This is a genomic window from Pseudomonas capeferrum (assembly GCF_013523055.1).
GTDB classification, from domain to species: Bacteria; Pseudomonadota; Gammaproteobacteria; order Pseudomonadales; family Pseudomonadaceae; genus Aquipseudomonas; species Aquipseudomonas capeferrum_A.
In genome coordinates, this window is record NZ_JAAMQM010000009.1 from 17,262 (window position 1) to 31,984 (window position 14,723).

Below are 14,723 nucleotides of genomic sequence, written 5' to 3' on the forward strand. Positions count from 1 at the left end.
TCAGCGCGCGTTGAAGATCAGCACCGCGCTTACCGGTACCGAGGGGCTGATGGAAGCGAGGCCGGCTTGTTTGCGCAAGCTCGCCAGACCTGGCAGAAGACCGAAGTCCTCGGCGCGCAACATCAGCGGCTCGAGCGTGACGACCTGGAAACGTCGCTCATCCAGCCGGGTCACCAGCAACAGGGCATTGTAGCTGTGCCGTTCACCGCGCAAGGTCAGGGTCACGGGCATGCGTAGCTCGAGCTGCGCACCGTTGGCCAGATCGGTGATGGGGCGCAGGTCCAGTTGGGCCTGGACCGTGGCTTCCGGATACTTGGCAAACTCGAAGAGGTCTTTACGCATGCGCTCGTCGCGCAGTGGAGTGCCGCTGGACGCGGAATCCATCTCGATCTTCAGTTGAGCGGCGCCCTTGCGGTCGACCTTGCCATGCAAGACCAGGAAGCGCTGCACCTCGGCGGTATCGCCATTCTTGCTGGTGACGAAGGACAGTCGCGAAGACTCGCCGTCCAGGTGCCAGTTGGCATGGGCGGGCAGGCTCAGCGCCAGCAGCAGGGCGAGCAGTGGACGAGGCAGTTTGAACATGGGAAATCCTGTCGATCGAGGCGGCCAACCTTACCCGGCCACCCTCACGGCAGCAAGCGGCACCCCTTGTGTGACCCCGTCCGGGCCGTCTCGTTTCGTCGACCGAACCCTTCTGCGATCATCCTGCGCGCCGCGGTGCTCTCCCGCAGCAGGCCAGTCCTACCAGACACGACAGTGCACGCCTGCGCCTCATGTAGCGCCCTCCCATTGCCCGTCGCATCAGACCGCCAAGCTTTCATGGCAGTCCGTTGCCAGCATCGGGCCCGGCCCGCGACCTCGAAGCGGGACAACGCCAAGTCTCCGATGGGCCTGTCATGCAAGCATCACCTAAGGTTCACGGGGGTGACACCGCCGCTCCCTAGGCTGACCTTGCCCACCAAAGCCGACCGGCCGCTATTCCTCTTGGCTGGCTCATGGAGACTCGTAATGACTCGAATCGCTCGCTCTGGCGACAACAGCACCGAACGCCGTCTGCAAGCCGAACGCCTGGTTGGCGCCGTGGCTATCCAGGAAGCACAGGTACTGCGTTTCAAGGTATTCAGCGGCGAGTTCAAGGCAAGGCTCAAGGGTGCCGAGCAGGGCCTGGACATGGATGACTACGATACGCACTGCCGCCATATCGGCGTACGTGACCTGGCCAGCGGCGAGCTGGTCGCCACCACTCGCCTGCTGGACCACCAGGCCGCCGGCAGCCTGGGCCGTTTCTACAGCGAGGAGGAATTCAACCTGCACGGCTTGCGGGAACTGCAAGGGCCGATCCTGGAACTGGGACGGACCTGCGTCGATCCGGCCTACCGCAATGGCGGCACCATCGCGATCCTCTGGGGCGAGCTGGCCGAAGTGCTCAACGAAGGCCACTACAGCTACCTGATGGGATGCGCCAGCATCCCGATGCAGGATGGCGGCATCCAGGCACATGCCATCATGCAACGTCTGCGCGAGCGCTACCTGTGCAACGAGCACCTGCGCGCCGTGCCCAGGAACCCGCTGCCCAGCCTTGACCTGCCAGGTAACGTCATCACCGAGATGCCACCGCTGCTCAAGGCCTACATGCGCCTGGGCGCGAAGATCTGCGGTGAGCCGTGCTGGGATGAAGACTTCCAGGTCGCCGACGTGTTCATTCTGCTCAAACGCGACGATCTCTGCCCACGTTATGCCCGTCACTTCAAGGCGGCGGTCTGATGCCGAACCTGCGAGCCATCGCCCGTCTTCTCCGATTGGCGTTGGTGCTTCTGTTCGTTCTGACCATGGCCGGTGCTCTGGGTCTGGCAGAGCGGGCCGGGCTCGAACCCTGTGCCAGACGACGCCAGCGCTTGAGTCGCGTATTCATGCGCCGCCTGGCCGGCGTACTGCCCTTCCAGGTGCAGGTTATCGGCGAGTTGCCGCGACGTCCGATGTTGTGGGTCTGCAACCATGTGTCCTGGACCGACATTCCCCTGCTGGGCATGCTCGTTCCGTTGACCTTCCTGTCCAAGGCCGAGGTCCGTCACTGGCCGATCGCCGGCTGGCTGGCGCAACAGGCCGGCACACTGTTCATCCGGCGCGGAGGCGGTGACAGTCAGCGTCTGCGCCAGCAGATCGGCGAGCACCTGAGGCAGGCCCGGCCCCTGTTGATCTTCCCGGAGGGCACCACCACCGATGGTCGCAGACTGCGCACCTTCCATGGTCGGCTACTGGCCGCCGCCATCGACCAGCGCGTCGCGGTGCAGCCGGTGGCGATCCAGTATCTACGTGACGGTGAGGTCGATACCCTTGCCCCTTTCATTGGCGACGACGACCTGGTCTCGCACCTGCTGCGCCTGTTTGCCCAACCTCCGGGCGAAGTGGTGATCCACCTGCTCGATCCGATTGCCAGCCAGGACAAGGAGCGGGGTCTGCTCGCTCTTCAGGCGCAGCAGGCGATCCATGGCGCATTGTTCGATGGGCAGGAGCTGGAGCTTGCGCGTCGCCAGGCTAGCGTCGCTTAACCGCGGCAAGTCGCGGCGAACGCCTGCAGCTGCGGATAGAAGGCGCGAAAATCCGCCAGGAGCGGTTCGTACAACGCTTCCAACTCTGTCATTGCGCCTTCCATTCCCTCGGGTCTGGACAGCCGCCGGGCAATGCCTCTGAACACTGGCTCCAGGGTGGCGAAGTCTGCGTAGGCACTGAGCCAGTCATCCGCCGCCATGTACGGGGCAATACCCGCCAATCGCCCGGGCAGTGTCGGTTGGGCAAGCAGGATGCGATAAAAGCGACGGGTAAACTCCTCCAACGGCTGCTCGTCGTAATCCTGCCAGTGTCGTGCCAGGCAATGATCGAAGAACACATCGAGAATGATCCCCGCGTAGCGACGACGCGCCGCGGGAAAACGCGCCAGGGCTGCCAGCACCAGCGGATGACGGTCGGTGAAGCTGTCGATGTGCCGATGAAGCCGGATCGACGCTTCCAGGGTAGGCGGAAAGCGTCCCTCGAGACCGCCCTTGACGAAATCGCCGTAAAGGCTGCCAAGCAGTTGCTGAGGGTGGGAGCCGCCAAGGTGCAGGTGAGCCAAATAGTTCATGAAGAGAGTCTAGCACTCCGTAGCACCATATCGTTATAACGCGATATAACGATCGATGCTGTGCTGATAACAGCTTCATATTTGTATATCGCGAAATACCGATTTATATTTCGCTTAATCGCGATATAACGCTACACACCACGAGTCCAGCCATGCCCCTCGATCTCGACGACATAATAAAAGCTCTGTCCCATCCGGTACGGCGAGAAATCCTCAAGTGGCTGAAAGACCCTGCCACGCAATTTCCCGACCAGCATCACAGCACCGAGCATGGCGTCTGTGCCGGACAGATCGATCAACGCTGCGGCCTATCCCAGTCGACCGTTTCCGCCCACCTGGCCACCTTGCAACGCGCGGGTCTGATCAGCAGTCGGAAGATCGGCCAGTGGCATTTTTTCAAGCGCAACGAGGAGACCATCCGTGCCTTCCTCGAGCAAATGAGCCAAGAGCTCTGACAAGGCCTGCGCCAGTATTCAGGCTTGGCCCTGATCACCTTCAGCCAGGGCGGCGACGATACCGAACTGGCGCCTGCATCCCATCAATTACCGCGAGGCTTTCAGCATGACCACGCTTTTCGATCCGATCACCCTGGGCGATCTTCAATTGCCGAACCGCATCATCATGGCTCCGCTGACCCGTTGCCGTGCCGATGAAGGCCGTGTGCCCAACGCACTGATGGCCGAGTACTACGTTCAGCGCGCCAGTGCCGGTCTGATCCTCAGCGAAGCGACCTCGGTCACGCCCATGGGCGTCGGTTATCCGGATACGCCGGGCATCTGGTCGAACGATCAGGTCCGCGGCTGGACCCAAGTCACCAATGCCGTCCATGCCGCGGGCGGACGCATTTTCCTGCAACTGTGGCACGTGGGGCGGATTTCTCATCCCAGCTACTTGAACGGTGAAACGCCGGTCGCGCCGAGCGCCATCCAACCGCAGGGGCATGTCAGCCTAGTCCGGCCGATAACCGGTTACGTGACGCCGCGCGCGCTGGAAACAGCAGAGATAGCGGATATCGTAGAGGCCTATCGAGTAGGCGCGGAAAACGCCAAGGCCGCGGGTTTCGACGGTGTCGAAATCCACGGTGCCAACGGCTACCTGCTCGACCAGTTCCTGCAGAGCAGCACCAATCAACGCACCGACCAATATGGCGGCTCGCTGGAAAATCGAGCGCGCCTGCTGCTGGAAGTGACCGATGCGGCCATCGAAACATGGGGTGCCAATCGCGTCGGCGTACATCTGGCGCCACGCGCCGACAGTCATGACATGGGCGATGCCGATCGCGTCGAAACCTTCACCTACGTTGCCCGTGAACTGGGCAAGCGGGAAATTGCCTTCATTTGCTCGCGCGAGAAGGAAGCCGATGACAGCATCGGGCCGCTGATCAAGCAAGCGTTCGGCGGTGCCTACATCGTCAACGAGCGCTTCGACAAGGACAGCGCCAACGCTGCCCTCGCCAATGACCATGCGGACGCGGTGGCCTTCGGCGTACCGTTCATCGCCAACCCGGACCTGCCAGCACGGCTGGCAACGGATGCGCCGCTGAACGAGCCGCAGCCCCAGACCTTCTATGGCAAGGGGCCGGTGGGGTACATCGATTATCCGCGGATGTAATTGATCGCGGCGAAACGCATCCGGCTCGATGTTCAGCGAGTAGCGCCTGGCAGATCAGGACAATCCCTGATCGTGCCAGGCGCTAGCTCGTCTTCCAGCGAAACCATAGCAAACGCCCGCGATGAGGGGCTACTCAAGGGCGCGCACTGATCTGCTGCTGCAGGTTCTGAACCTGGCTCTGCAGGGTATTGAGGCTGCGGGTCGTCTGACCGCGGAACGCATCGAACTCCTGTACCGAGGCGCCGGACGAAGCCGCCGCTGGGCGATTGTCCGCCTGACTCTTGAGCACCAGCACATCCTGCTCCAGGCGCTCCAGCGCCGCGGCGGGATCACCTTGTTTCTTCAAGGCCGCCAAGTCCGTGCTCAGCGCCTTGATCTGCTCGTCGAGCTTGACACCGTCGACCTGCGAGGTCTTGAGCGCGGCCAGTTCACCGTTCACGCTCTTGAGCTGCGCCTGTAACTGATCCTGCAGTTCGGCGCTGGCCTTCTGCTGCTCGCGGACCTCGGCGAGCGCCTGCTCCAGTCGTTTGCCAAGGTCGCCGGCCTGTCCCGCCACGCCTTGCTGCTGCTTGTCCTGTTCGGCCAGCCTGGCCTGCAACTGACGGACCTGCAGCTTCAACGACTCACTGTCGGTGGATACCGTGGATTCGCTGGCGGCGACTTTGCCGCTGATGGCCTGCAGGCGTCCCGCGGCCTCTTCGCTGATACGGGCGAAACTCTCCTGGGTCGCCACCAGTTGCTGCTCCATCAGCGATATCTGCTGGAAGCTCCACCAGCCAAGCCCGCCCAAGGCGATGAAGGAGGCGCAGAGCAACGCCCAGAGAGGCGCCGTGCTGGCAGGGCGAGCGGCCTTCCGGCGGCTGCGGGCAACGCTTGCCGGCAGCAGTTCATCGTCGTCACGGGTGCCGGCGCGCAAGGTGGGCACATCATCGAAATCATCCTGGGCATCGTTACGCATGGGTACGTTCAACCGCGTCAATTGCAAAGCGCATCAGTATAAACCGCTCAAGAGGTGCACGATCGACCCTCGGTGCCGCAAGCCGCTCACCGGTCGCCTGGCAAGCCTTTCCACCAGGCACAGAACTCATCCAGAGCCGACCACAGGCTGACCCGCGGTCGGTAGCCGAGCTGCTGGCGAGCGCGACTGATATCCAGGGTGAAATCCTTGTTCATGACCTGCATGCCGAGGCGCGACAGGGTTGGCTGCGGTCGGCCCGGCCAAAGCATGCAAGCGGCCTCGTTGAGCGCGCCCAGGCTGTACGCCAATCCGTACGAGCGATAACGGGTGACCTGAGGCAGGTCCATCTGGCGCATCACGTAATTGACCACATCCCACAACGGCAGCGGCTGGCCATTGCTGATGTTATAGGCCTGGCCGAGCGCCTGGTCGTCGGCGAACAAGGCGCCGAGCAACGCTTCGTTGAGGTTGTGCACACTGGTGAAATCGACCTTGTTCAGGCCGTTGCCGACGATCGCCAGTCGATGTTTGCGTTGCATGTGCAACAGTCGCGGAAAAATGCTGGCATCACCGGCTCCGGTCACGAAGCGTGGGCGCAGGGCGACGACTTCCAGGCCGAACTCCTGGGCGCCGAAGACTTTTTGCTCGGCCAGGTACTTGGTCGCGCCATAGTGATCGTGAAAGCGGCGTGGCACCTGGTCTTCTCGGATATCCAGGCGCGAATGTCCATTGAAATAGATCGACGGCGAAGACAGGTGCACCAGCCTCTGGACATGCTCCTTGAGGCAGCCCTCGACCACGTTTTCGGTAACCGTCACGTTGCCTTGGTAAAAATCCTGATAGCGGCCCCAGTTGCCCACGGCACCCGCGCAGTGCACGACCGCCTCGACACCCTGGCACACTCGGCGGGCCAGCTTGGCATCGCCCAGGTCCCCCGGGATGAACTGCGCGCCACGCTTGACCAGATGTTCCACGCCCTCGGCGCGCCGCCCATTGACGCGCACCTGGAGTCCTTGCTCCAGGGCAAAACGCGCGAAGCGTCCACCAATGAAGCCGCTCGCGCCGGTAACCAGAATTCGCATGTAAGACTCCGCCTTGCCAGATTTCAGATGCAGCTGACGTCGCCCGTCCCTACAAGGGCACCAGCCATTTCGCGGCCCTGTCGCGTACGTGCTCGGTCAACTGGCCGAGCAACTGCCCGCCAGTACGCCAATGATGCCAGTACAGCGGCACATCGACGGGTGTATCGACACAGATCTCTACCAGCTCGCCGCGGCTCAACTGCTCGCGGGCCTGCAATTCAGGCATCAGCCCCCAACCCAGCCCCGCTTCGGTCATGCGCATGAACCCCTCGGAAGACGGGCAGAGGTGATGCAGGAAGGTGCCTTCGATACCCAGCGAAGCCAGGTAACGATGCTGGAGAAAATCATCCGGTCCAAAGACGATCGCCGTCGTGCGCGCCAGTCGGGCCACCTCGAAGCCGTGAGGGAAATGCCGCCGCATGAAGGCCGGGCTGGCCAGGGCGAGGTAGCGCATGGCGCCCAGTGGCAAGCTGCGGGCTCCGGCGACGGGGCGTTCGCTGGCACACAGGCAGGCCGCCACTTCGCCAGCGCGCATGCGGCGCAAGCCCACTTCCTGATCCTCCAGGACCAGGTCGAGCAAGACCTGCTGCTGCGCGCAAAAGTCTCCTACCGCGCCTGCCCACCAAGTCGCCAGGCTGTCGGCATTGAGGGCGATGCGCAAACGCTCCGGCGCGCCCTCTTCGTTCAGGGTCGGAACCTGATGTTGAAGATCCCGTTCCAGCAGTCGCACCTGTTGGACATGATTGAGCAACTGTCGGCCGACCTCGGTCGGGCCTGGTGGGTTGGCTCGCACCAGCACCGGTTGCCCGACCCGGGCTTCGAGCAGCTTGATGCGCTGGGATATCGCCGACTGAGACAATCCCAGCCGCTGCGCCGCGCGCTCGAAACCACCTTGCTCGACGACCGCGGCGAGCGCCGACAGCAGCTTGTAATCGAACATCGATTTTCCTAATGCCAGATCAGCTTTATTTGTTTTTCTTATAACCTCGCGAACACCACAATGGCTACCTCTTTCTTGGCAGACAGCGTTGGCGTCTCCGTCAGCGTCCGTGGAGTATTCCCCTCATGTGGCAAAGCTATACCAATGGATTGCTGGTGGCATTCGGCCTGATCATGGCCATCGGGACACAGAACGCCTTCGTCCTCGCCCAGAGCTTGCGCCGCGAGCATCATCTGCCGGTAGCGGCGTTGTGCGTCTTGTGCGACGCGCTGCTGGTAGCCGCCGGAGTGTTCGGCCTGGCCACGGTGCTGATGCAGAACCCTACGCTTCTGGCAGTGGCGCGCTGGGGTGGCGTGGTGTTCCTGATCTGGTACGGCAGCCAGGCGCTGCGTCGGGCCTGCTCCCAACAGAGCCTGCAGAAACAGGAAGACCAAGGCTTGCGTTCACGTCGAGCGGTATTGCTCAGTGCCCTGGCCGTCACCTTGCTCAATCCACACGTCTACCTCGACACGGTCCTGCTGATCGGCTCGCTCGGCGCGCAGCAGACGGTCCCGGGGGCGTACGTCGCCGGAGCCGCCAGCGCCTCGCTGCTGTGGTTCTTCACCCTCGCCCTGGGCGCCGCCTGGTTGGCGCCATGGCTGGCGCGGCCCGGGACCTGGCGCCTGCTCGACCTGTTGGTGGCGGTGATGATGTTCGCCGTGGCAGCGCAGCTGGTACTGTCCTGATCGGCCGTGCATCAGGTGTCGCCCCCCCGCCCCGGAACCTCTATTCCCTATACTTGTTGCGTGGTTATGAGCGGGACCCGGTGCTATGATCCAGCGCTTGTGTCGCAAAGAGTACAAACTCGCCGACGCAGTTATGGCCGCCCGTGATCGGCCTTGCGCTCACCGCAACAGACCTGATTAGGAGATACACCATGGCTTTTGAATTGCCGCCGCTGCCGTATGCCCACGATGCCCTGCAGCCGCACATCTCCAAGGAAACCCTGGAGTACCACCACGACAAGCACCACAACACCTATGTCGTGAACCTGAACAACCTGATCCCAGGTACCGAATTCGAAGGCAAGACCCTGGAAGAGATCGTCAAGACCTCTTCGGGCGGCATCTTCAACAACGCTGCTCAAGTCTGGAACCACACCTTCTACTGGAACTGCCTGTCGCCAAACGGCGGCGGCGAGCCGACCGGTGCCCTGGCCGATGCCATCACCCAGGCCTTCGGCTCCTTCGACAAGTTCAAGGAAGAGTTCACCAAGACTTCCGTCGGCACCTTCGGCTCCGGCTGGGGCTGGCTGGTCAAGAAGGCCGACGGCGGCCTGGCCCTGGCCAGCACCATCGGCGCGGGCAACCCTATCACCAGCGGCGACACCCCGCTGCTGACCTGCGACGTCTGGGAGCACGCCTACTACATCGACTACCGCAACGTACGTCCAAAGTATGTAGAGGCCTTCTGGAACCTGGTCAACTGGCAGTTCGTTGCCGAGCAGTTCGAAGGCAAAACCTTCAAGGCTTGACTGTCGCTTTAAAAAACCCGGCGCCTGCCGGGTTTTTTTTCGCCTGCGTGTTACGTCCATACCCTTGATCCAAGGAAATAGCGCGCTAACATCAAAGTCTGGGAAAGCGATAAGGCGTACTAAAGTCGCATGGCTACGTAGCTGATAATGTATTCAGGGTCGCCTTCCAGCCTCCGCCCTGCGGTTTCAAAAGGACATAGGCGGATAGTGCATTGCCAATGTTGATGGCAAAATGCTTGCATGCGCATGGATAAGGAACCTCCTTTGAAGCTGGAATTCAAGAACAGCTTATCGGTCAAGTTGCTCAGGGTCGTGCTGCTCTCGGCGCTGGCGGTCGGTGTCGTCCTCAGTTGCGCGCAGATTGTCTACGACGCCTACAAGACTCGTCAGACCGTCGCCACCGATGCCCAGCGTATTCTCGACATGTTCCGCGATCCATCTACCCAGGCGGTCTACAGCCTTGACCGGGAGATGGGCCTGCAAGTCATGGAAGGCCTGTTCCAGGATCAATCGGTGCGCATGGCCTCCATCGGCCATCCCAACGAGACCCTACTTGCGGAGAAATCGCGTCCCTTGCAGGACATGCCCATGCGCTGGCTCACCGACCTGATCCTTGGCCAGGAACGCAGTTTCACTATCCCGCTGGTAGGGCGCGGGCCCTACAGCGAATACTACGGCAACCTAGGCATCACTCTTGACACCGCTGCGTACGGCGAGGGGTTCCTGATCAATGCAGTGATCATCTTCATCTCCGGGGTTCTGCGGGCCATGGCCATGGGTCTGGTGCTCTACCTGGTCTATCACTGGCTGCTGACCAAGCCGCTGTCGAAGATCATCGAGCACCTCACGCAGATCAACCCGGACCGTCCCAGCCAATATCAGATCCCCCTGCTCAAGGGACATGAACGCAACGAACTGGGTCTGTGGGTCAACACCGCCAACCAGCTGCTGGCTTCCATCGAGCGCAATACCCATCTGCGCCACGAGGCTGAAAGCAGTCTGCAGCGCATGGCCCGATACGATTTTCTGACCGGCCTGCCGAACCGCCAACAACTGCAGCAGCAGCTGGACCAGATCCTGCTCGACGGCGGTCGGCTGCAGCGGCGAGTGGCGGTGCTCTGCGTCGGCCTCGATGACTTCAAGGGCATCAACGAGCAGTTCAGCTACCAGACGGGCGATCTGCTCCTGTTGGCCCTGGCCGATCGTTTGAGGGCTCACAGCGGGCGGCTGGGTGCCTTGGCTCGTCTGGGTGGCGATCAATTCGCCCTGGTCCAGGCCGATATCGAGCAACCTTACGAGGCCGCCGAATTGGCCCAGACCATTCTTGACGAACTGGAGGCGCCCTTCTCCCTCGATCATCAGGAGATTCGCCTGCGCGCAACCATCGGCATCACGCTGTTCCCCGAGGATGGAGACAGCACCGAAAAGTTGCTGCAGAAGGCCGAGCAGACCATGACCCTGGCCAAGGCACGCTCGCGTAACCGCTATCAGTTCTACATCGCCAGCGTCGACAGCGAGATGCGTCGGCGTCGCGAACTGGAAAAGGACCTGCGCGAGGCCTTGCCGCGTAATCAGCTTTATCTGGTGTACCAGCCACAGATCAGTTACCGCGATCATCGCGTGGTGGGGGTCGAGGCCCTGTTGCGCTGGCAGCATCCGGAGCTGGGCATGGTTCCGCCGGACCAGTTCATCCCGCTGGCCGAACAGAATGGCAGCATCATCGCGATCGGCGAATGGATTCTCGACCAGGCTTGCCGGCAACTGCGCGAATGGCACGATCAGGGCTTCGACGAACTGCGCATGGCGGTGAACCTGTCGACCGTGCAGCTTCACCACAACGAACTGCCGCGAGTGGTCAACAATCTGCTGCAGATGTACCGCCTCCCGCCTCGCAGCCTGGAGCTGGAAGTCACCGAGACCGGTCTGATGGAAGACATCAGCACCGCCGCCCAGCATCTGCTCAGCCTGCGTCGCTCGGGGGCGTTGATCGCCATCGATGACTTCGGTACCGGCTACTCGTCGCTCAGTTACCTCAAGTCGCTTCCGCTGGACAAGATCAAGATCGACAAGAGTTTCGTCCAGGACCTGATGGACGATGACGATGATGCCACCATCGTCCGCGCCATCATTCAGCTGGGCAAGAGCCTGGGGATGCAGGTCATTGCCGAGGGTGTGGAGACCGCGGAGCAGGAGAGCTACATCATTGCCCAAGGCTGTCACGAAGGTCAGGGCTACCACTACAGCAAACCACTGCCGGCCCGCGAGCTGACGGCATTCCTCAAACAGGCCCAACGCGATCAGGTTTCAGCGTTCTGAGCCAAGTGTCCAGCGATGCTCCATCAGCGAGCATCCGAAGAATTGCGCGTCCGCCCCTTTACACCAAATGCAAATCTTTCGCATCATGTCGCGATTCCGCGTGCCTCGGCACCCCAGTCCAACCACACGACGCAGGAAACCAACAATGATTCGTATGCCTCTGGCCTCCGCCAGTCTGCTGGCCATCGCCATCTCCCTCGCCGGTTGCGGCGACAAGGACGAGAAGACTGCCGCGCCGCAAGCCCAGGCACCTGCTGCCGCCAGTGCTAACGCCGCAACTCCGGGGGCTGTCGACGAGGCCGCTGGCAAGGCCGTGGTCAAGCATTACACCGACATGGTTCATGCCGTCTACAGCGACTCGCTGAACACCGCCAAGACCCTGCAAGCCGCCATCGATGCGTTCCTTGCCAGTCCTGACGATGCGACGCTCAAGGCCGCCAAGGAAGCTTGGGCCGCCGCGCGCGTTCCGTACCTGCAAAGCGAGGCCTTCCGCTTCGGCAATACCATCATCGATGACTGGGAAGGACAGGTGAATGCCTGGCCGTTGGACGAAGGCCTGATCGATTACGTCGACGCCTCCTACGAACACGCCCTGGGCAACCCGGCCGCCGGCGCCAACATCATCGCCAACACCGAGATCCAGGTCGGCGAAGACAAGGTCGACGTGAAAGACATCACTCTCGAGAAACTGGCCAGCCTGAACGAGCTGGGCGGTTCCGAGGCCAACGTCGCCACCGGTTACCACGCGATCGAATTCCTGCTTTGGGGCCAGGACCTCAACGGTACCGGCCCAGGCGCCGGCAACCGTCCGGCCAGCGATTACCTCGAAGGCGAAGGTGCCACCGGCGGGCATAACGACCGTCGCCGTGCCTACCTGAAGGCAGTCACCGACCTGCTGGTCACCGACCTCGAAGAGATGGTCGGCAACTGGGCGCCGAATGTCGCCGACAACTACCGCGCCAAGCTTGAGGCCGAGTCGGTCAACGACGGTCTGCGCAAGATGCTCTTCGGCATGGGCAGCCTGTCCCTGGGCGAGCTGGCGGGCGAGCGGATGAAGGTGTCCCTGGAAGCCAATTCCCCTGAAGACGAGCAGGATTGCTTCAGCGACAACACCCATTACTCGCACTTCTATGACGCCAAGGGTATCCGTAACGTCTATCTGGGCGAGTACACCCGTGTCGACGGCACCAAGCTGACCGGGCCGAGCCTGTCCTCCCTGGTGGCCAAGGTCGATCCGGCTGCCGACGCTACCCTCAAGGCCGACCTGGAAGCTACCGAAGCGAAGATCCAGGTGATGGTCGATCACGCGCTCAAGGGCGAGCACTACGATCAGTTGATCGCCCCGGACAATGCCGCCGGCAACCAGATCGTTCGTGACGCCATCGCTTCGCTGGTCAAGCAGACGGGCGCGATCGAGCAGGCGGCAGGCAAGCTCGGCATCTCCAACCTGAGCCCGGACACCGCCGATCACGAATTCTGATCACCTGTCCCGGTTCAACCGACGCCCGGTCCTCGTACCGGGCGTTTTCGTGGAAGGGGAATGCATGCCCTTGGATTGTGGCGTCCCAGAGATCGAGCGACATGCACCTGCGGCCCAGCTGCCATCCTCTGCCCTGCATCCAGGCGCCTCTCGCTACGATTTCATCAAGCAGACGCAAATCTCTCTTATTCAAACTCCCTCGGCCTGCTAAGCTTGCACGCCGTTTTATGCCCAAACCAGGATCCTGATGTCCTCGTTGCTTCCGAAACGCCGGACCGCCCGTCTCAGCTTGTTGCTCCTGGCCACCGCCCTGGCTGCCTGTGATGACGCCCCGCGTTTCACTCAGGCAGAGCCCGGCGAGGCGTTGTCAGGGGGACAGGCGACGGTGCAACGTCATGACCGCAATGCGTTTTCGCTGCCTTCGGCCAACCTTGGCCCGGAGCGGCGCCTGGACTTCAGCGTCGGCAACAGTTTCTTCCGCAACCCCTGGGTCATCGCGCCCTCGACGACCACCGCTCGCGACGGTCTCGGCCCGCTGTTCAATACCAATGCCTGCCAGAACTGCCACGTACGTGACGGCCGCGGCCATCCCCCCGAGGCGAATGCTCGCAACGCGGTCTCGATGCTGGTGCGGCTGTCGATCCCGGACCAGCCGGAGTATGCCAAGGTCATCGAGACCCTGGGCGTGGTCCCCGAGCCCACCTATGGCGTGCAGTTGCAGGACATGGCCGTGCCCGGCATCGCCCCCGAGGGCAAGGTACGCGTCGACTACAGCCCCGAAACGGTCACCTTCGCCGACGGCACTCAGGTCGAGTTGCGCCGCCCGCACCTGCAGATCACCCAGCTCGGCTATGGCGCACTGCACCCCGACACGCGCTTCTCCGCACGGGTAGCGCCACCGATGATCGGTCTGGGGCTGCTAGAGGCGATCCCCGAAGCAGCGATCCTGGCCAATGCAGACCCCGAGGACCGCAACGGCGACGGCATCCGCGGTCGTCCCAACCGGGTCTGGGACGATGCTCAGGGCAAGACCGCGCTTGGACGCTTTGGCTGGAAGGCCGGGCAACCGAACATCAACCAGCAGAACGTCCACGCTTTCGCCAGCGACATGGGCCTGACAACGGCCCTGCACCCACGGGATGACTGCACACCCGCACAAGTCGATTGCCTGGCCGCGCCCAACGGCGATGGCGATGGGGATGAGAAGGAAGTCAGCGAGAATATCCTGCGTCTGGTGACCTTCTACACGCGCAACCTAGGGGTACCGTCACGCCGTGATGTCGATTCGCCGCAGGTGCTGGCCGGCAAGAACCTGTTCCACGAGGCCGGCTGCCAAGGGTGCCACATAGCGCAGTTCACCACGGCCAGCGATGCGGCGGAAGCGGAACTGGCCAATCAGCTCATCCGTCCCTACAGTGACTTGCTGTTGCACGACATGGGCCCGGGCCTGGCCGACAACCGTAGCGAGTTTGCCGCCGGCGGCCAGGACTGGCGCACTCCCCCCCTGTGGGGCATCGGCCTGACCGAAACCGTCGGTGGCCACACCCAGTTCCTTCATGACGGGCGCGCGCGCAACCTGCTCGAGGCCGTGCTCTGGCACGGCGGCGAAGCGGAGTCGGCGCGTCAGCATGTCCTTACCTTCAATGCCGAGCAGCGCGCCGCGCTGTTGGCGTTCCTGAATTCACTCTAAGCACAAGGAGCC

At 62.4% G+C, this 14,723-nt stretch carries 14 protein-coding genes; 9 read left to right on the forward strand and 5 right to left on the reverse strand.

What is annotated here, in order from left to right:
• On the reverse strand, positions 1 to 582 hold the full coding sequence (locus G7009_RS11640) for a YceI family protein (RefSeq protein WP_181130226.1): 582 nt from the start codon (positions 580 to 582) through the stop codon (positions 1 to 3).
• A gap of 426 nt (positions 583 to 1,008) precedes the next feature.
• On the opposite strand from G7009_RS11640, the gene olsB reads away from it, so the two are divergent.
• Both olsB and G7009_RS11650 read left to right on the forward strand, forming a co-directional pair.
• Positions 1,009 to 1,764, forward strand: a complete 756-nt coding sequence (olsB, locus tag G7009_RS11645; RefSeq protein WP_181130227.1) for an L-ornithine N(alpha)-acyltransferase — start codon at positions 1,009 to 1,011, stop codon at positions 1,762 to 1,764.
• Positions 1,764 to 2,549, forward strand: coding sequence for a lysophospholipid acyltransferase family protein (locus G7009_RS11650; protein ID WP_181130228.1), 786 nt, complete (start codon positions 1,764 to 1,766; stop codon positions 2,547 to 2,549). The genes olsB and G7009_RS11650 overlap by 1 nt, the downstream gene beginning before the upstream one ends.
• On the opposite strand, the gene G7009_RS11655 is transcribed toward G7009_RS11650, so the two are convergent.
• On the reverse strand, positions 2,546 to 3,121 hold the full coding sequence (locus G7009_RS11655) for an acyl carrier protein phosphodiesterase (RefSeq protein ID WP_181130229.1): 576 nt from the start codon (positions 3,119 to 3,121) through the stop codon (positions 2,546 to 2,548). The genes G7009_RS11650 and G7009_RS11655 overlap by 4 nt on opposite strands.
• Positions 3,122 to 3,273: 152 nt before the next feature.
• On the opposite strand from G7009_RS11655, the gene G7009_RS11660 reads away from it, so the two are divergent.
• Positions 3,274 to 3,576: an ArsR/SmtB family transcription factor gene (locus G7009_RS11660; protein ID WP_181130230.1), complete on the forward strand. Its 303-nt coding sequence runs from the start codon at positions 3,274 to 3,276 to the stop codon at positions 3,574 to 3,576.
• Between the two features lie 106 nt (positions 3,577 to 3,682).
• Positions 3,683 to 4,732 carry an alkene reductase gene (locus G7009_RS11665; RefSeq protein ID WP_181130231.1) on the forward strand — a complete coding sequence of 350 codons (1,050 nt, stop codon included), beginning with the start codon at positions 3,683 to 3,685 and terminating at the stop codon, positions 4,730 to 4,732.
• Between the two features lie 133 nt (positions 4,733 to 4,865).
• On the opposite strand, the gene G7009_RS11670 is transcribed toward G7009_RS11665, so the two are convergent.
• The 3 genes from G7009_RS11670 to G7009_RS11680 all read right to left on the reverse strand — a co-directional run bounded on the left by G7009_RS11670 (position 4,866) and on the right by G7009_RS11680 (position 7,712).
• Complete coding sequence (locus tag G7009_RS11670; RefSeq protein WP_181130232.1) at positions 4,866 to 5,690, reverse strand: ATPase; 825 nt, start codon at positions 5,688 to 5,690, stop codon at positions 4,866 to 4,868.
• An 86-nt stretch (positions 5,691 to 5,776) separates the two neighbouring features.
• Positions 5,777 to 6,772 carry an NAD-dependent epimerase/dehydratase family protein gene (locus tag G7009_RS11675; protein ID WP_181130233.1) on the reverse strand — a complete coding sequence of 332 codons (996 nt, stop codon included), beginning with the start codon at positions 6,770 to 6,772 and terminating at the stop codon, positions 5,777 to 5,779.
• 49 nt (positions 6,773 to 6,821) lie between these two features.
• Positions 6,822 to 7,712 carry a LysR family transcriptional regulator ArgP gene (locus tag G7009_RS11680; protein ID WP_181130234.1) on the reverse strand — a complete coding sequence of 297 codons (891 nt, stop codon included), beginning with the start codon at positions 7,710 to 7,712 and terminating at the stop codon, positions 6,822 to 6,824.
• A gap of 125 nt (positions 7,713 to 7,837) precedes the next feature.
• Here G7009_RS11680 and G7009_RS11685 point away from each other — a divergent pair, with 125 nt between their 5' ends.
• The 5 genes from G7009_RS11685 to G7009_RS11705 all read left to right on the forward strand — a co-directional run bounded on the left by G7009_RS11685 (position 7,838) and on the right by G7009_RS11705 (position 14,711).
• Positions 7,838 to 8,437: a LysE/ArgO family amino acid transporter gene (locus G7009_RS11685; RefSeq protein ID WP_181130235.1), complete on the forward strand. Its 600-nt coding sequence runs from the start codon at positions 7,838 to 7,840 to the stop codon at positions 8,435 to 8,437.
• 191 nt (positions 8,438 to 8,628) lie between these two features.
• Positions 8,629 to 9,225, forward strand: a complete 597-nt coding sequence (locus G7009_RS11690; RefSeq protein ID WP_181130236.1) for a superoxide dismutase — start codon at positions 8,629 to 8,631, stop codon at positions 9,223 to 9,225.
• Between the two features lie 246 nt (positions 9,226 to 9,471).
• Positions 9,472 to 11,541 carry a putative bifunctional diguanylate cyclase/phosphodiesterase gene (locus G7009_RS11695; RefSeq protein ID WP_375139551.1) on the forward strand — a complete coding sequence of 690 codons (2,070 nt, stop codon included), beginning with the start codon at positions 9,472 to 9,474 and terminating at the stop codon, positions 11,539 to 11,541.
• Positions 11,542 to 11,686: 145 nt separating this feature from the next.
• Positions 11,687 to 13,021 (forward strand): imelysin family protein, encoded by a 1,335-nt coding sequence (locus tag G7009_RS11700; protein ID WP_181130238.1) that lies wholly within the window; start codon positions 11,687 to 11,689, stop codon positions 13,019 to 13,021.
• 247 nt (positions 13,022 to 13,268) lie between these two features.
• Entirely contained in the window at positions 13,269 to 14,711 is a 1,443-nt protein-coding gene (locus tag G7009_RS11705) for a di-heme oxidoreductase family protein (RefSeq protein ID WP_181130239.1), read from the forward strand.
• Positions 14,712 to 14,723: the final 12 nt, after the last annotated feature.